Here is a 16,060-nt window from a genome sequence, read left to right as displayed (position 1 = left end):
CGTCAGGGCCGTCGCCGGAACAGGGAACGGGCCCCGCGCCGGTGCGAGACGGGCCGGGCAAGGGAGTTGGCGAGGCGGCCCATCATGTCGTCGCCCGCCACGTCGCGGGCCATGCGCGGGATGAGGGAGGCGCCGAACTCCGCGACCCGCTCGTCGTGGGTGTCGTAGACGGCGCGGGCCTGCACGGGTCCGTCGAGGCCGGGGAGGGGACCGTCGCCGGGTGCGGGGGGCCCGGCGTCCGGGTCGCGGCCGAGGACGCGGCCGATCAGGCTGGCGTCGAAGACGGGGAGGAGGCGGCGGAGCTGGTCGCCGTCGAGGCTGGTGCCGTGGTCGAACCACTCGTGGCACAGCTCGTGCAGGATGACGTGCTGCGTCTGGTAGGCGGTGGGGCGTCTGCGGTACAGGACGAAGCTGGTGGCGGGGGTCTTCAGCCGCAGCCCGCAGGCGGAGTGGACGCGGGTGAGGTGGTCGGGGATCTCGTGCAGGACGATGGTGCGCCCCCGGGCGGCCTCCATGTTGGCGACGAGGCCGGCTATCCCGAAGGGCGACGGTATCGGCAGGTCGGCGAGGCCGTTCTCGCACTCCTTGCGCAGCGCGCGCAGCGACATGGCCGCTCAGCTCCCCGCGCCGCCGGGCCGGCCGTCGTCCGGCTCGCCGCGCTGTTCGCTCTCCTCCAGCAGGGAGAGGGCGAACTGGAGGAGTTCGGGCGGCAGTCCGTGCGCGTCGAGGCCGCGGCCCGCGACGCCGCTGATCTCGCCGGTGCGCCGCTTGACGAGGAACTGGAGCCCGGCCACCACGTCGTCGACCACCTCGGACTCCTCCTTGAAGAACCGCCAGTCGACGCCGAAGCCCAGCCCCAGCGCCTTCAGGATCTCCTCGGAGGGCTGGGTGACCTTCCCGGCCAGGATGTTGGAGAAGTAGCTGTGCGAGAGGGAGCCGCCCCGGCTGCGGACCAGGTCGGAGAAGTAGCGGCCGGAGATGCGCTGGCCGGGGAAGGTCTTCTCGACCATGTACTCGACCTTCTGGCGCAGCGTGGTCAGTTCGGGGGCGTCCTCGGCCCCCTCGGGCCCGGTCGGCGGGCGCTCGGCGACGTGCGGGCGGGCGGGGTCGTCGTACGGGGCGCCCGAGGGCGCGCCGGGGGTGGTCGGCGGCCGCTGCCCGGCCTGTTCGGTCCCCTCCGAGCTGGCAGCGTTGTTCATCCGGCCCCCCACTGTCCCCTCCGCCGTTCCTGGTCGACCGATGCCACGGTGTTCGAATCTCGGTCGGCGGGGTCGTACTGTAACGGACCCCTTGACTCCGCCCGCCGCCTCTCGGTCATGTCTGCCCTCTCCCCACCTGCCGCAGTCGCGGTGTCCACGCCCGACTCACGTCCGGGAAGGGCGGACAAAGGGGAGCATTGCGCTCCGGCTGCGAATTCGGACTTGCGTAAACACTCTACGTCACTGTTAACTCGAAAAAACATCGCCAGGGGGCCGCGAGGGGAGCGCCCTGACGGTGACCGGGCGCGTTGCCGCCGGGGCCCGACCGTGCGCGCACACCGCCGCGGCGGGCCCCCGGCGGCGGCACGGGCCGGCGGCGGGAAGCGGCGCTACGCGCATCAACCCGCCCCTGGCCCGCACGCGACCGTTTCCGGGCCGCCCACGGGGGTGGCGGCGCGGAGACGTGGCGCGTGCCCCGGAGGGCCCGTGTCCGCCAGCACGGGCAGCCGGACCCGGGAGACCGGGCGCCCGGTGAAAGACCGGAAGACCGGCGCAGGCCGGGAAACCGGGGGACACCGGGGGGAAGTGGGGGAGAGGGCCGCCTGTCGGGGGACGGCGGCCGGTACGACGCTACGGGGGAAGGCGTCGAACGACGGACGGCAGCCCCGTCGCGACGGGGGATGCGCGACGGGGCTGCCTCCGGCATTATGCAGCCAGGTCCGGGGCAGACCTCAACGGACCCCCTCCTTCCGGACACCCGGCCCGGCTGGGCCGCCTCCCCGCGCCCCCCGGCGCGCACCACCCCAGGAGCCCGCCCGTGCCCGTGCCCCCCGACGAGCCGACCCCGCCCGCCCCGCCCTACGACCCGGAGCTGGCCGAGGCCGCCGCCGAGCTGCGCCGCACCACGCCCGAGACCGCCGAGGTCGACATGGTCCCGGCGCTGCGCGAGGCCGTCGCCGCCTACCCGGAGGTCACCGACGACCAGTTGACGGCCGACGGTGCCTGGGAGGTCGCGGAGGACGAGGCCGAGGGCGTCCCCGTCCTCGTCTGCCGCCCCACGGCTCCCGCACCCGGCCCGCTCCCCGTCCTCTGTGTCCTGCACGGCGGCGGCATGATCGTCGGCGACTGCCGCCAGGGCGTCCTCGACCCCCTCACCTACGCGCGCGAGCTGGGCGCGGCCGTCGTCTCCGTCGGCTACCGCCTCGCCCCCGAGCACCCCCACCCCGCCCCCGTCGAGGACTGCCTCACCGCGCTCGCCTGGACCCTCGGCAAGGGCGCCGCCGCCCACGGCCTCGACCCCGGCCGCACCGTCCTGCACGGCACCAGCGCCGGCGGCGGCCTCGCCGCGGGCGCCGCCCTGCTCGCCCGCGACCGGGGCGCGCCCCTCCCGGCCGCGCTGATGCTCCTCTCCCCGATGCTCGACGACCGCAACGACACCCTCTCCGCCCGCCAGCTCGCCGGCTCCGGCGTCTGGGACCGGGCGGCCAACGCGGCGGGCTGGGCCGCGCTCCTCGGCGAGGCGGCCGGCGGCCCGGACGTGCCGCCGTACGCCGCCCCGGCCCGCGCCCGCGATCTCTCCGGCCTGCCTCCCCTCTACCTGGACGTCGGCTCGGCCGAGACCTTCCGCGACGAGGACACCGCCTTCGCCTCCCGGGTCTGGGCGGCGGGCGGCGAGGCCGAGCTGCACGTCTGGCCCGGCGCCTTCCACGGCTCGGACGGCCTGGTCCCCGGCGCCCGGATCTCCCGCGCCGCCCGCGCGGCCCGCCTGGGCTGGCTGCGGCGCGTCCTGGGGCTGCCCGGCTGACTCGGGCGCGCGGGGGCGGACGCGCCCGGCGTGCGCTGCCCGGCGAACCGCCCGCCATGTCGGATGATGTGGTGATCGACCACGTCGCCACTCAGGGTTGCCTCAGCGACGCAGATCACCGCCGGGCTGGCTACAGTGCGGCCGAATAAATGGGTAGTCTCGTACGGACTGAGTAAGTTACCGCTTAGTAATGAACGCGGGCCGGCCGGAGCACCGGTAGGACCGCCTCAGTCGCCGTCCGCTTGACCATCCGCCTAGCTATCCGCTCGCGCAGGTTCGAGGAGCCTCCATGCAACTCGCCGCGATCATTGTGTCGTTGACCCTCGCCGTCGTCGGCGTGGCGCTGTTCGGCCGGGCCATCGCGCAGATCTACCGGTACGTCCGCCTCGGCCAGCCCGTCCCCGCGGGCACCCGGACCGACGAGCCGGTGCAGCGCACCGTCACGGTGGCCAAGGAGTTCCTCGGCCACACCCGGATGAACCGCTGGGGCGTCGTCGGCGTCGCGCACTGGTTCGTCGCGGTGGGCTTCTTCGCGCTCGTGCTCACCCTGGTCCACGCGCTGGGCCAGGTCTTCCAGGCCGACTGGCAGCTGCCGATCATCGGCGGCTGGGCGCCGTACGAGATCTTCACCGAGCTGGTCGGTCTGCTGACCTTCCTCGGCATCGCCGTGCTGATCGTCATCCGCCAGCTCTCCCGCGCCGACAAGCCGGGCCGCAAGTCCCGCTTCGCCGGTTCCAACACCGGCCAGGCGTACTTCGTCGAGGCCGTCATCCTCATCATCGGCGTGGCCATCCTGGTCCTGCGCGGTCTTGAGGGCGCCCTGCACCACGTGGACCACTTCGAGTGGTCGTACCTGGTGACGTACCCGATGGTGGCCGGCTTCCGCGGGCTCGGCACGGAGACGCTCCAGAACCTCGTCTACCTCGTCGCCACGATCAAGATCGGTACGTCCTTCGTCTGGATGATCACCGTCGCGCTCAAGACCGACATGGGTGTGGCCTGGCACCGCTTCCTCGCCTTCCCCAACATCTGGTTCAAGCGCGAGGCCGACGGCTCGGTGGCGCTCGGCGAGCTGAAGCCGATGGTGTCGGGCGGCAAGGAGATCGACTTCGAGACGGTCTTCGACGAGGAGGAGGGCGCCGAGGAGGCGGTCTTCGGTGCCTCGCAGGTCGAGCACTTCTCGTGGAAGGGCCTGCTGGACTTCTCCACCTGCACCGAGTGCGGGCGTTGCCAGTCGCAGTGCCCCGCCTGGAACACCGGCAAGCCGCTCTCCCCCAAGCTCCTCATCATGTCGCTGCGCGACCACGCGCACGCCAAGGCCCCGTACCTGCTGGCCGGCGGCGGCAAGACGATGGAGGGGGAGGAGAAGGCGACGCCCGAGCAGCTCAAGGACGTGCCCGCCTCCGCCCTCGCCGAGGCCGAGCGCCCCCTCATCGGCACCGCCGAGGAGAACGGCGTCATCGACCCGGACGTGCTGTGGTCCTGCACCACCTGCGGTGCCTGCGTCGAGCAGTGCCCGGTCGACATCGAGCACATCGACCACATCGTCGACATGCGCCGCTACCAGGTCATGATCGAGTCGGCCTTCCCGTCCGAGGCCGGCACGATGCTCAAGAACCTGGAGAAGAAGGGCAACCCCTGGGGCCTGGCCAAGAAGAAGCGGGTCGAGTGGACCAAGGAGGTCGACTTCGAGGTCCCGATCGTCGGCCAGGACGTGGAAGACCTCACCGAGGTCGACTACCTCTACTGGGTCGGCTGCGCCGGCGCTCTCGAGGACCGCGCGAAGAAGACCACCAAGGCCTTCGCCGAACTGCTCCACATCGCGGGCGTCAAGTTCGCGATCATGGGCGGCGACGAGAAGTGCACCGGTGACTCGCCCCGCCGCCTCGGCAACGAGCCGCTCTTCCAGCAGCTCGGCCAGGAGAACGTGGCGATGCTGAACATGGCGTTCGGTGAGGATGACGAGGACGCGTCGACCAAGAAGCCCAAGGGCTCCAAGAAGATCGTCGCGACCTGCCCGCACTGCTTCAACACGATCGCCAACGAGTACCCGCAGCTCGGCGGCGAGTACGAGGTCATCCACCACACCCAGCTGCTCCAGCACCTGGTGGACGAGGGCAAGCTCGTGCCGGTCACCCCGGTCGAGGGCCTGATCACGTACCACGACCCCTGCTACCTCGGCCGCCACAACAAGGTCTACACGCCGCCGCGCGAGATCATCGCCAGCGTCCCGGGCCTGCGCAACGAGGAGATGCACCGCCACAAGGAGCGCGGTTTCTGCTGCGGCGCCGGCGGCGCCCGGATGTGGATGGAGGAGCGGATCGGCAAGCGCGTCAACGACGAGCGCGTCGACGAGGCCCTCTCCCTCAACCCGGACATCGTCTCCACCGCCTGCCCGTTCTGCCTCGTCATGCTGACCGACTCGGTCAACGGCAAGAAGAACGACGGCAAGGCCAAGGAAAGCCTCTCGGTCGTCGACGTCTCCCAGCTCCTCCTGGAGTCGGTCAAGACCCCGTCCGACCCGACCCCGGAGGAGTCCACGGAGGACGCCCCTGAGCCGGAGCCGGCGAAGTAGGACCGACCGGGCTGACCGCCCGAGCACGACCTGAGGGCCGCTCCCGCCGTTCGGCGGGGGCGGCCCTTCGGGTTTCGTCAGGGGTGATCGACCACCCGCTGCCAGCCGGTCACCACGGGCTGACGGACCAGATGCCGCCCCTCTGATGTCCGTACGGATCTGGTTCGCCCGACCCGTACGGATCAGGGTCGGTGACGACGTGGATGCGGGCGGGGGACGCCGATACGCGGTGGCACTCCGTGTCACTCGACGTGTGGTGCTGGTCGAGTTCGATGGTGTGGCCCCGGTCCAGGATGGCGGCCCGCAACTCCTTGAAGGGGACTCTGGGGGCGAGTTCCCCGTACTTCCGCGAGAGCGGGAGCGGGACGGTGTCGGGGGACTGGTCGTACAGCAGCCGTTGGATCTTCACGCCGAAGCCGAAGCACGACAGCTGTCCCTGCCGCCCCGGCCGGTCCGGTGAGAAGTTGATTTCCACGAGCCCGTAGTCCCGCCGCAGCAGGCCCCCACCGGCAACATCGAGGCATGCCGCTCCCAGAGCGGCTTCCCAACCCCACCCTTACGCCCCACCCCACCCCCGGAGCATCATGGCCCCGCGATCCGGGCCACCCTGGCCCCCAGGCAGACGGGACGGGCACACCACATGGGCATACGCAGCCGGGCGCGCGGCAACGACGAGGTCATCCGCACCGCCCGTCCCCGGCCCCGCCGAGCCGCCACAGCCACGGCAACCCTCCTCGCCGCAGCCCTCACCCTCACCGCCTGCTCCGCGTCCCCCGGCGACGGCACCGAGGCCCGTTCCCAGCAGACCAGCACCAAGTCCCGCAACGGCACCCCGCCCCTCCCCGTCCCCCGGGGCAAGGGAGCCCGCGCCGCCCGCGACACCACCGCGCCCCCGGACTTCAACGGCGACGGCCACCCCGACCTGATCCTCGACGAGTTGGCCAAGGGGTCCGACGATCCGCAGGGCGACGACGCGGGCATCGGGATCGTCTACGGGAGCAAGCGCGGCCTCGTCCCCGGCGCACGCCAGCTGCTCTCCCCGGCCCGTACGGCCGCCGAGGTCGAGGGGGTGCTGCCCGCCGCTTTCGACACCGAGGCCGCCTGTGACCTGGACGGGGACGGGTACACCGACCTGGTCGTCTCCACCGATCCGCCGTTCGACGGGCAGGGGCAGCCGCCGGTTCCGGTGCAGGTGGTGTTCGGCGGGCCCGAGGGGCTGGCCGGGCGGGCCGTCGTGCTGCGTGTGCCCGACCGGGCCCGGTTCGGGAACGACTGGCCCGACCACCCCGTCTGCGGGGACTTCGACGGGGACGGCGAGGCCGACCTGGTGCTGCACGCCAGCAGCAGCCGACTCTCGTTCCTCCAGGGCCCGTTCACGCGCAAGGGCGCTCCCGCCGCGGCCGGCACCGCCCTGCCCGTCCCCGGTGACCTCCCGGTCGGCCCCGCCGCCGACCTCGACGGTGACGGGACGAGCGACCTGGTCGTGCGCGCGGGCGGCGGGCGCGCCAAGTCCCGCGTCGTCCTCGGGGGACCGCAGGGACCGACCCGCCCGGGCCCGGCCCTGCCCGCCGCCACCGCCCACGCCTTCGGCCACTTCGCGGGCGCCCGCGGCCGCTCCGGCACCGCGGGCCTCGACACCGCCCTCGCCACCGGCGACGCCCTGCGCCTGCGCCCGGCCACCCCCGGCCTGCCCGCCACCACCGTGAAGACCCCGGCCTCCGGCCCCCTCGCGGCCGGCGACACCGACGGCGACGGCCTCACCGACCTGGCCCTCGCCCCGGCCGAGGGCGCCCGCGCCGTCGCCGTGCTGCCCGGCGCCCGTACCGGGTTCGACGCGGACCGGGCCGCCACCGTCACGCCGCCCGGCGGCAAGGGCGACGCCGTGCAGCTGCTGGCGCTGGCCGACTACGACGGCGACGGCCGTGCGGACCTGGTCCTGCGCACGGTTCACGGCGCCACCCGGGACACGGTCACCGTCCACCCGGGCACGGCGAAGGGCACGGCCGCGCGCCCCTCACTCTCCTTCACCTCGGCCGACCTGCTGCCGCGCTGACGGCACCGACGCCGCCGACCTCGTACGGAGCGGGGGCCTGCCGCCTGGCTGGGCCCGGCGCCGTCGCACCCCGTAACCTCATCCGCAGAGCTTCCGCAACCTGACCGACCCCCCGGCGCCACCACCTCGTCACCCCCGGCGACGAGCCAGGCCCGCCCAGGAGAGCCCAGACATGCCGCAGTACCTCCGCACCGCCCTCGCCACCGCGACTGCCGCCGTCCTCACCGGCGGCCTCCTCGCCGTGGCGCCCGCGGCCACCGCGGCCACCGCGGATTCCGGTGCTCCGGTCGCCGGTGCCGACTTCAACGGCGACGGGTACGCCGACGTCGCCGTCTCCGCCTCCCGGGCCACCGTCGAGGGCCAGCCGGCCGCCGGGGAGATCGCGATCGTCTACGGCGGGCCCGAGGAGAATCGTCACACCACGATCCACCAGGGCAGCCCGGGCGTCCCCGGAGACCCGGAGCCGTACGACTACTTCGGCGCCGCCCACGCGTGGGGCGACTTCGACGGCGACGGCTACGACGACCTGATCACCGGCGCCCCGGGCGAGGACATCGGCTCCGACCACAACACCGGCACCGCCGTCATCCTCTGGGGCTCCCCGTCCGGCCTGGTCGGCGGCACCACCCTGAAGGACCCGCGCCCCGGCAGCCACGACGGCTTCGGCGCCCCCGTCACCACCGGCGACTTCGACGGCGACGGCCGCACCGACATAGCCGTGGGTGCCGCCTACGGCTACGCCTCCGTCGACGTCTTCCTCGGCGGCGTCACCCGCGACGGCACCCCCGGCTCGCACCACGTCGTCACCCCACCCCTGCACGGCCGCTTCGGACTCGGCGCCCGTTCGCTCGGCGCCGGCGACCTCGACGGGGACGGCAAGGACGACCTGCTCGTCGACGGGTACGCCGCCGACGACGCCCGCCCCGCCACCTTCTGGCTCCCCGGCACCGCCGAAGGCCCCACCACCACCGGCACCCAGCGCCTCCCCGGCGGCCCGATCGGCGCGGTCGGCGACACCGACGGCGACGGCTACGACGAGGTCATCCTCGGCACCGACCCGACCGAGGCCGCCGACGGCCCCCGCGAACTCGCGCCCCCGAAGGACCCGAAGACCGCCAAGCCCCGCGAGGACACCCCCGAGGCGCGCGCCCGCGAGGCCGCCGAGAAGGTCAAGAACTCCAAGGCCGAGGCCGCCGCCAAGGCCCCCCGCTCCCCGGCCGTCGGCGAACCCGCCCGCCCCAGCGAACTCGGTGGCTCGGTCCGTGTCGTCCACGGCACCGCCAAGGGCCCCGCCCACGGCCTGGTCCGCACCCTCACCCCGGACACGGTCGACGTCCCCGGCAACGTCGAGAAGGGGGACGCCTTCGGCGCCGCCCTCGCCCTCGGCGACCTCGACGGCGACGGCCACCCGGACCTGCTCGTCGGCGTCCCCGGGGAGCACATCGACGGCGTCCCCGAGACCGGCGCCGTCATCGCCCTCTACGGTGACACCGACGGCTCCGGCCTCACCGGTGACGGCGCGCGTTCCCTGCACCAGAACACCCGCCCCTTCCGCGACGAGAACGAGCCCGGCGACCGCTTCGGCACCGCCGTCCACCTCGCCGACCTCGACGGCGACGGCCTCCCCGACCCCGTCATCGGCTCCGCGGGCGAGAACGCCGGCAACGGCGCCCTCCACACCGCCCGCTCCACCAAGAGCCGAAAGCTCACCGCCGGGACCGTCCTGTACGTCTCCACCCTCGGCATCTCCACCGAGGGGACCCCGGAGCTGGGGTCCCACCTCTCCGGCTGAGGCCGGCTGGGCGCGGCTGAGCCCGGGAAACCGGCCCCCCCCCGGCACGTAGAACCTCATCCGGCCATCGATGGTCACGTACACGCCAAACGCTTCCCCCGTGGACAACGCTCCGGGTCAAGACACCTAGGGGATCCCCGGCGGGGATGTCACAGCTCGGCAGCAAACGCCCCTTCCGCCAACTGCCCCCGGGGCGCGATCCGTCCGGACCAGGTACGTTCGACCACGTGGCTGGATTCAGGACCGGACGCGGCCGGGACAACCGCAACGACCGACCGCACGGACAACCGCGGCAGCAGCCGTACGGGCAGCAAGCCCCGTACGGCGGTCAGCCGACCCCGCCCGGCGGCGGCTACCAGGGCGGCCCGCCCCCGCAGTGGCCCCAGGCGCACGGCCAGGGCGAGCCGGAGTACTTCGGCGACCCCGGCCACGGCGGCCACCAGCCGTACCCCCCGCAGCAGCCCCAGCCGCCGCAGGGCGGTTACGGCTACCCTGCCCCGCCGACGGGGCCCGACCCGTACGCCAGGCGGCCCCACCAGGCCCCGCACGACCCGTACGCGGCGCAGAACAACGCCGGGCACACCCAGGCGTTCTCGATCGACGAGCAGTACCACCACGGCGGCCCGCCCGAGGGCGAGGTCTACGCGACCGGCCCCAGCGGCCCCCGCCTGCACTGGAAGCAGCTCCTGAGCGGCATCGTCCTGCGCCCCGGGCCCACCTTCCACCAGATGCGCGACTACCAGGTGTGGGGCCCCGCCCTCACCGTCACCTTCCTCTACGGCCTGCTCGCCATCTTCGGCTTCGACACGGCCCGCGAGGACGTGATCAACGCCGCCCTCTCCACGGCGATCCCGTACGTCCTGACCACGGCCGTGGCGTTCACGCTGAGCGCCTTCGTCCTCGGCACCGTCACGCACACCCTCGCCCGCCAGCTCGGCGGCGCCGGCTCCTGGCAGCCGACGGTGGGCCTGTCGATGCTGATCATGACCCTGACCGACGTGCCGCGCCTGCTTCCCGCCGTCTTCATGGGTGGCGACGCCCCGGCCGTCCAGATCATCGGCTGGATCACCTGGCTCGCCGCCGGCGCCCTCTTCACCGCGATGGTCGCCAAGTCCCACGACCTGCCCTGGCCGAAGGCGCTCGCCGCCTCCGCCATCCAGCTCCTCGCCCTGCTCTCCCTGATCAAGCTCGGCACGTTCTGAGCCTGTACGACTGAGGGCCCGGACACCGAGTACACGGTGTCCGGGCCCTCAGTCGTACAGGCAGACGCAGACGCGGCCGTCGCTCAGGCGTCGAGCACCTGGCCGGCACGCTTCACCACGGGCGGCTCCACGCTCCACGGGAAGTTGATCCACTCGTCGGTCCGCTTCCACACGTACTCGCACTTCACCAGCGACTGCGACTTCTCGTAGATCACCGCGGAGCGCACCTCGGCGACCTCGCCGACGCAGAAGTCGTGCACCAGCTTCAGCGTCTTGCCGGTGTCGGCGACGTCGTCCGCGATGAGCACCTTCTTGTCGGTGAAGTCGATCGCGTTCGGCACCGGCGCCAGCATGACCGGCATCTCCAGCGTCTCGCCCACGCCGGTGTAGAACTCCACGTTCACCAGGTGGATGTTCTTGCAGTCCAGCGCGTACGCCAGGCCGCCGGCGACGAAGACGCCGCCGCGCGCGATGGAGAGGACGACGTCCGGCTCGTAGCCGTCGTCGGCGATGGTCTGGGCCAGCTCACGGATGGCCGTGCCGAAGGTCTCGTACGTGAGGTTCTCGCGAACGTCGCTCATGCCGGGTATCACACCTGCGTCCGATGAAAGTTGAGATAGGAACGCGAGGCGGTCGGCCCGCGCTGCCCCTGATAACGGGACCCGTACCGCTCCGAGCCGTACGGGAACTCCGCGGGCGAGGAGAGCCGGAACATGCAGAGCTGCCCGATCTTCATCCCCGGCCAGAGCTTGATCGGCAGCGTCGCCAGATTCGACAGCTCCAGCGTCACGTGCCCGGAGAAGCCCGGGTCGATGAAGCCCGCGGTGGAGTGCGTCACCAGACCCAGCCGCCCCAGCGAGCTCTTCCCCTCCAGCCGCGAGGCCAGGTCGTCGGGGAGCGAGATCACCTCGTACGTCGAGGCGAGCACGAACTCCCCCGGGTGCAGGATGAACGGCTCGTCGCCGGGCGGCTCCACCGTCCGCGTCAGCCCGTCCTGCTCCACCGAGGGGTCGATGTGCGGGTACAGGTGGTTCTCGAACACCCGGAAGAACCGGTCGAGACGCACATCGATACTCGACGGCTGCACCATGTCCGGCTCGAACGGATCGATCCGCACACGTCCGGCGTCGATCTCGGCCCGGATGTCTTTGTCTGAGAGAAGCACGCACCGAGGATACGCAGAGCGCGCGGGCCCGCCCCAACCGGACGGCCCCGCGCGCAGGTGACTCTTCTTACGCGGTACTGCGGTACTCCGTGCTGCTACGTGCTCCTACCGCTTGGCCCACTCCACGGGCACGGCCTGCCTCAGCCGCGCGCACCGGGGGCAGCGGATCAGCCGCCCCGGCCCGATCCGCCCGCTCCCGAGCTGCTGCATCGGAAACGAAGCGGTGCTGAACACGTGCCCATCGGCACAGCGGACGACGGTCTGCTCCATCAAAGTCCCAGAGTCCTTCCCCACGAGCCCGTCACACACAACGACGCCGCGCCGACACCGGAAACCAGCCCTGCCGGCCCCGACCGCCCGACGCCCGAGGGCACATTACGGGACGAACCCCCCGCCCCGCCGAAGCCACCCCCGCCCCCGCACACCGTACGCCTGCCCCCACACGTCAAAGCCCCCGCCGTGGACGGCGGGGGCTGGGCATGGGGTAGAGTAACCAGCGGTCCACCCCTCATCGGGGAAGTGGATCTTGCGGGTGTAGTTTAATGGTAGAACATGAGCTTCCCAAGCTCAGAGCGCGAGTTCGATTCTCGTCACCCGCTCCACGAAAAAGCCCCAGGCCAGCGGCCAGGGGCTTCTTTGTTGCCTGGATTTGTTGTCTGGACCAGTTCGGGTATCTCGTGCCGTATCCGTGCCAGATTCCTCGTCGTCCGCGGCTTCACGCCGGGCCCGTACGAGTTGGCCGAGGCCGCCGCAATCCCGCGCTGCCGCTCCAGGCGAGGGCTCGCTCGAGAAGCCTTTTGGAAACAGTGAGGATCTCCCCGAGGTCCTCACACGACTGCTGACGCCCGACCCCGGGGTCCAGATCAACGCCCTGTCAGAGCTGGGCAGTTTCGTTCGGATCAGTCGGTCGTTGGTCCGGGTGTGCCGTTGACTGATGCGCAGTGGGCGCGGATCGAGCCGTTGCTCCCGGATCGGACGCCGAAGCGGGGTGGCCGCTGGCGTGACCATCGTGAGGTGATCGACGCGGTTGCCTACAAGTTCCGGACCGGTATGCGGTGGGTGCACCTTCCGGAGAAGTACGGCAACTGGCTGGGCGTCTACGACCGGCTGCGGATGTGGGCGGTCGACGGTACCTGGGAGCGGGTTTTCACCGCGCTGGTGGCCCAGGCAGATGCGGACGAGGACCTCGGCTGGGCCGTCTCGGTCGACTCCACGATCGTGCGGGCCCGTCAGCACGCGGCCGGGGCCCGTAGAAAGGGGCCCACGGCCGGCGAACCCGGTGACCACGCCATCGGCCGTTCCCGCGGCGGACTGACCACGAAGATCCACCTCGCCGCCGATGCCCGCTGCCGGCCCCTGGCGTTCGTCCTCACCGCCGGACAGGCCGGTGACGCACCTGCCTTCCCCGAGGTCATGGCCCGCCTGCGGGTGCCCCGTCGGCGAGGACGACCCCGCACCAGGCCGGATGTGGTCCTGGGCGACAAGGCGTACTCCTCCCGCGCGATCCGCGAGCACCCGCGCAAGCGCGGCATCCGGGCCGTGACCCCCCGTCCCCGCTGACCAGCGCGGCCCCCGGCTCCGTCGAGGCAGCCGAGGCGGCAGGCCACCAGCCTTCGACCGCGAAGCCTACGAGCAGCGCAACACCGTCGAGCGGTGCATCAACCGCCTCAAGCAGTGGCGAGGCATCGCCACCCGCTACGAGCAGACCGCCACCATCTACCTGGCCGGACTCCACATCGCGGGCATCTTCCTCTGGTCCGCCCGATGATCCGAACGAAACTGCCTAGCTCCTCTGCCGGGAGGGGCGGGCTCGACTCGGGTGTGGGCGTGTCGCCGGACGCTGTGTGGAGGACGAGAGTGGCACGGCTCACTCCCTTTCCCTCCCCCCACCCGGAATGCCCCGCCCGTCCCCGACGCTGCCCTTCTGAGGGACCGGTGTGCCGGGCCCTGTTTCGGCGTGCGCTGGGCAAGGGAGCTCGGCAGCCGTGGGTGCGTGACAGCTGGGGATGCCGGCTGGACGTGCGTGCCTGTGTCCGCCCGCTTCACCGTCCCCCTCGGAGGTTTTCCGCCATGCCCTTGGCCTTGCTCGCGCTCGCCGTCGTCGCCTTCGGGATAGGGACGACCGAGTTCGTCTCGATGGGGTTGTTGCCGCAGATCGCCGACGGGGTCGGGGTGTCCGTGCCGCAGGCGGGGAACCTCGTCTCCGCGTACGCGCTCGGGGTCGTCGTGGGGGCGCCGCTGCTGACGGGGCTCGGGGCGAAGATTGCGCACAAGAAGCTGTTGTTGCTGCTGGCGGGGTTGTTCGTGGTCGGGAACGTCGCGTCGGCGCTGGCCCCCGGGTTCGGGACGTTGTTCGCGGCGCGGGTGCTGGCGGGGCTGCCGCACGGGGCGCTGTTCGGGGTGGGGGCCGTGGTGGCCTCGCGGCTGGTGGCGCCGGAGCGGGCGGCGCGGGCGGTGTCGACGATGTTCCTCGGGCTGACCGTGGCCAACATCGTCGGGGTGCCGGCCGGGACCGCGCTGGGGCAGCAGTTCGGGTGGCGTTCGGCGTACCTCGCGGTCGCCGTGATCGGGCTGGTCGCGCTGGCGGCCCTGGCCCGGCTCGTACCGCACCAGCCGCGTGCCGAGGGCGCCGGTATCCGGCACGAGCTGAAGGCGATGGGCAACCGGCACATCGCGATCGGTCTGGCCACCGCCGTCGTCGGCTTCGGCGGCTGCTTCGCGGTCTACAGCTACCTGGTGCCGATGCTCACCGAGGTCACGGGGATGGCGTCCTCGTCGACGACGCTGGTGCTGGCGCTGTACGGCGTGGGCATGACGCTCGGCACGCTGCTCGCCGGACCGATGACCGACCGGGCGCTGCGCCCGACGCTCTACGGCGGCCTCGCCGTCATGGCCGTCGTGCTGTTCGCCTTCTACTTCGCGGTGCAGCACACCGCGACGGCTCTGGTCTGCGTCCTGCTGATCGGCGCCATGGGCTCCTTCATCACCACCCCGGTCCAGATGCTCCTGATGGCCAAGGCCGAACAGGCCCCGACCATGGCCGCCGCCTCCAACCACTCGGCCTTCAACCTCGCCAACGCGGGCGGCGCCTGGCTCGGCGGCCTGGTCATCTCGGCCGGCTGGGGCTGGGCCTCGCCCGCCCTGGTCGGGGCTTCGCTGGCCGCGGTGGGACTGGGGCTGGCTGTGGTGGGGGGCCTGATGGACGGGGGGCTCGGGCGGGGGAAGCGGTCGATGGTGGTGGCGGGGGCGAGCGCCCAGGCGGAGGTGGAGGCCGCCGAGGCCGAGGCCGAAGTCCAGGCCGCCGGGGTCGAACGGGCGAAGTGAGCCCGGCCGGCGCTCACACCCCCGTAGTGGACCCCGGCCGCACAATCATCAACACCACCACCGCTGCCCACAGCAGGTTGAACACCCCCGTGGTCATCGCGAGCCGCGCCCCCGCCGCCCGTCGCTCCTCGCCCTCGACCGCCCCTTCCTCATCCTCCAGCAACTCCCCCTGCCCCGGCAGGATCACCGCCACCAGCAGCCCCGCCGCCACCCCCGTCAGCACGATCGACACCACCAGCCAGGCGTCCGACAGCACCCCCAGCGCCGCCCCCGTGGCGATGCCCAGCACCGGCACGGCCGCACCCACGTACGCGTAGCTGCGGCAGATCTTGTGGAGGAGGGCGGGCGTCTCCGGTGTCGGGGCGGTTCTGGCGAGGCGGGGGAACATCGACGCGGCCACGGTGATCGGGCCGATGGCGACGATGGCGGCCAGGACGTGGAGCGAGAGGAAGAGCTTGGCCATGGGGTTCGGGGTCCCTTCAGGGAGTGACGTCGGTGGGCGTTGGCGGGCAATAGGTTGGCTGGCAACGCAAGGAGTCCGGACTCAGGGATAGCACGCCAGGTGCCCTCTTGGGTAGGCTGCCTACGTATGAGGCACGATGCGGTACGGGGACATCTGGACGGGCTGCTGCTCGCGGTGGTCGAGCCGGGGCCCCTGCACGGGTACGCGATCATCACGGCCGTGCAGGAACGCAGCGGCGGGGCGCTGGAGTTGCGGACCGGGACCATCTATCCGGCGCTCAACAGGCTGGAGCGGCTGGGGCTGTTGCGCAGCGACTGGGAGGCGGTCGGGCAACGGAAGCGGCGGCGTTACGAGTTGACCGAGGCCGGGCGGCGGCAGCTGGACGAGGAGCGGTCGGCGTGGCGGGACTTCACGCGGGTGATCGGGGCGGTGCTCGACCCGGGGCCCACTCCCGGGGCGGTGGCGAACGGAGCGGCGACGTGA

Annotated in this window: 14 protein-coding genes and 1 tRNA gene; 9 read left to right on the top strand and 6 right to left on the bottom strand. The window is 72.4% G+C overall.

Going from position 1 to position 16,060, the window contains the following annotated elements:
- Positions 1–2: 2 nt before the first annotated feature.
- A complete protein-coding gene (locus tag OIM89_RS14510; protein WP_030697011.1) occupies positions 3–608 on the bottom strand; it encodes a hypothetical protein in 606 nt (201 codons plus the stop codon).
- Positions 609–614: 6 nt separating this feature from the next.
- Positions 615–1,199, bottom strand: coding sequence for a hypothetical protein (locus OIM89_RS14505; RefSeq protein ID WP_030697012.1), 585 nt, complete (start codon positions 1,197–1,199; stop codon positions 615–617).
- Positions 1,200–2,016: 817 nt separating this feature from the next.
- Between OIM89_RS14505 and OIM89_RS14500 the strand changes: the two genes are divergently transcribed.
- Together OIM89_RS14500 and OIM89_RS14495 are read left to right on the top strand one after the other, a co-directional pair.
- On the top strand, positions 2,017–3,003 hold the full coding sequence (locus tag OIM89_RS14500; protein WP_030697013.1) for an alpha/beta hydrolase: 987 nt from the start codon (positions 2,017–2,019) through the stop codon (positions 3,001–3,003).
- Positions 3,004–3,292: 289 nt separating this feature from the next.
- A complete protein-coding gene (locus OIM89_RS14495; RefSeq protein WP_030697014.1) occupies positions 3,293–5,578 on the top strand; it encodes a (Fe-S)-binding protein in 2,286 nt (761 codons plus the stop codon).
- A gap of 109 nt (positions 5,579–5,687) precedes the next feature.
- On the opposite strand, the gene OIM89_RS14490 is transcribed toward OIM89_RS14495, so the two are convergent.
- Entirely contained in the window at positions 5,688–6,053 is a 366-nt protein-coding gene (locus OIM89_RS14490) for a hypothetical protein (RefSeq protein ID WP_052230990.1), read from the bottom strand.
- A 165-nt stretch (positions 6,054–6,218) separates the two neighbouring features.
- On the opposite strand from OIM89_RS14490, the gene OIM89_RS14485 reads away from it, so the two are divergent.
- The 3 genes from OIM89_RS14485 to OIM89_RS14475 all read left to right on the top strand — a co-directional run bounded on the left by OIM89_RS14485 (position 6,219) and on the right by OIM89_RS14475 (position 10,625).
- Positions 6,219–7,631, top strand: coding sequence for an FG-GAP repeat domain-containing protein (locus OIM89_RS14485; RefSeq protein WP_264491334.1), 1,413 nt, complete (start codon positions 6,219–6,221; stop codon positions 7,629–7,631).
- Between the two features lie 172 nt (positions 7,632–7,803).
- Positions 7,804–9,423 (top strand): FG-GAP-like repeat-containing protein, encoded by a 1,620-nt coding sequence (locus OIM89_RS14480; RefSeq protein ID WP_264491333.1) that lies wholly within the window; start codon positions 7,804–7,806, stop codon positions 9,421–9,423.
- 227 nt (positions 9,424–9,650) lie between these two features.
- The gene (locus OIM89_RS14475) at positions 9,651–10,625 is read left to right on the top strand and encodes a Yip1 family protein (RefSeq protein ID WP_030697020.1); all 975 of its coding nucleotides are present in this window, start codon (positions 9,651–9,653) and stop codon (positions 10,623–10,625) included.
- A gap of 83 nt (positions 10,626–10,708) precedes the next feature.
- On the opposite strand, the gene OIM89_RS14470 is transcribed toward OIM89_RS14475, so the two are convergent.
- A complete protein-coding gene (locus OIM89_RS14470) occupies positions 10,709–11,206 on the bottom strand; it encodes a phosphoribosyltransferase (RefSeq protein ID WP_023418426.1) in 498 nt (165 codons plus the stop codon).
- Between the two features lie 8 nt (positions 11,207–11,214).
- Positions 11,215–11,790: a dCTP deaminase gene (gene dcd / locus OIM89_RS14465; protein WP_003949246.1), complete on the bottom strand. Its 576-nt coding sequence runs from the start codon at positions 11,788–11,790 to the stop codon at positions 11,215–11,217.
- 528 nt (positions 11,791–12,318) lie between these two features.
- On the opposite strand from dcd, the gene OIM89_RS14460 reads away from it, so the two are divergent.
- From OIM89_RS14460 to OIM89_RS14450, 3 genes are all read left to right on the top strand, one after another.
- Positions 12,319–12,392, top strand: a tRNA-Gly gene (locus OIM89_RS14460).
- A gap of 319 nt (positions 12,393–12,711) precedes the next feature.
- A protein-coding gene (locus OIM89_RS14455; protein ID WP_226964123.1) for an IS5 family transposase occupies positions 12,712–13,558 on the top strand; the annotation gives its coding sequence in 2 pieces (ribosomal slippage) (positions 12,712–13,341 and positions 13,343–13,558; 846 coding nt in all).
- A gap of 302 nt (positions 13,559–13,860) precedes the next feature.
- The gene (locus tag OIM89_RS14450) at positions 13,861–15,114 is read left to right on the top strand and encodes an MFS transporter (protein WP_030697021.1); all 1,254 of its coding nucleotides are present in this window, start codon (positions 13,861–13,863) and stop codon (positions 15,112–15,114) included.
- 13 nt (positions 15,115–15,127) lie between these two features.
- Here the strand turns inward: OIM89_RS14450 and OIM89_RS14445 are convergent, their stop codons facing one another.
- Positions 15,128–15,577, bottom strand: coding sequence for a DUF2269 family protein (locus OIM89_RS14445; protein ID WP_030697022.1), 450 nt, complete (start codon positions 15,575–15,577; stop codon positions 15,128–15,130).
- Positions 15,578–15,703: 126 nt separating this feature from the next.
- Between OIM89_RS14445 and OIM89_RS14440 the strand changes: the two genes are divergently transcribed.
- Positions 15,704–16,060, top strand: a complete 357-nt coding sequence (locus OIM89_RS14440; RefSeq protein WP_151168777.1) for a PadR family transcriptional regulator — start codon at positions 15,704–15,706, stop codon at positions 16,058–16,060.

It is taken from the genome of Streptomyces sp. BI87, assembly GCF_025957665.1.
Taxonomy (GTDB): Bacteria; Actinomycetota; Actinomycetes; order Streptomycetales; family Streptomycetaceae; genus Streptomyces; species Streptomyces albidoflavus.
The sequence above is the reverse complement of the archived record's forward strand: the minus strand, read 5'-3'. Positions and strand labels throughout refer to the sequence as shown.

What these genes read in the sequence shown, in the direction of transcription:
- OIM89_RS14470 (WP_023418426.1), bottom strand. Translation starts at nt 11,206, where the DNA reads ATGAGCGACGTTCGCGAGAACCTCACGTACGAGACCTTCGGCACGGCC.
- OIM89_RS14495 (WP_030697014.1), top strand. Translation starts at nt 3,293, where the DNA reads ATGCAACTCGCCGCGATCATTGTGTCGTTGACCCTCGCCGTCGTCGGC.
- OIM89_RS14450 (WP_030697021.1), top strand. Translation starts at nt 13,861, where the DNA reads ATGCCCTTGGCCTTGCTCGCGCTCGCCGTCGTCGCCTTCGGGATAGGG.
- OIM89_RS14485 (WP_264491334.1), top strand. Translation starts at nt 6,219, where the DNA reads ATGGGCATACGCAGCCGGGCGCGCGGCAACGACGAGGTCATCCGCACC.
- OIM89_RS14505 (WP_030697012.1), bottom strand. Translation starts at nt 1,199, where the DNA reads ATGAACAACGCTGCCAGCTCGGAGGGGACCGAACAGGCCGGGCAGCGG.
- OIM89_RS14445 (WP_030697022.1), bottom strand. Translation starts at nt 15,577, where the DNA reads ATGGCCAAGCTCTTCCTCTCGCTCCACGTCCTGGCCGCCATCGTCGCC.
- OIM89_RS14440 (WP_151168777.1), top strand. Translation starts at nt 15,704, where the DNA reads ATGAGGCACGATGCGGTACGGGGACATCTGGACGGGCTGCTGCTCGCG.
- OIM89_RS14510 (WP_030697011.1), bottom strand. Translation starts at nt 608, where the DNA reads ATGTCGCTGCGCGCGCTGCGCAAGGAGTGCGAGAACGGCCTCGCCGAC.
- OIM89_RS14480 (WP_264491333.1), top strand. Translation starts at nt 7,804, where the DNA reads ATGCCGCAGTACCTCCGCACCGCCCTCGCCACCGCGACTGCCGCCGTC.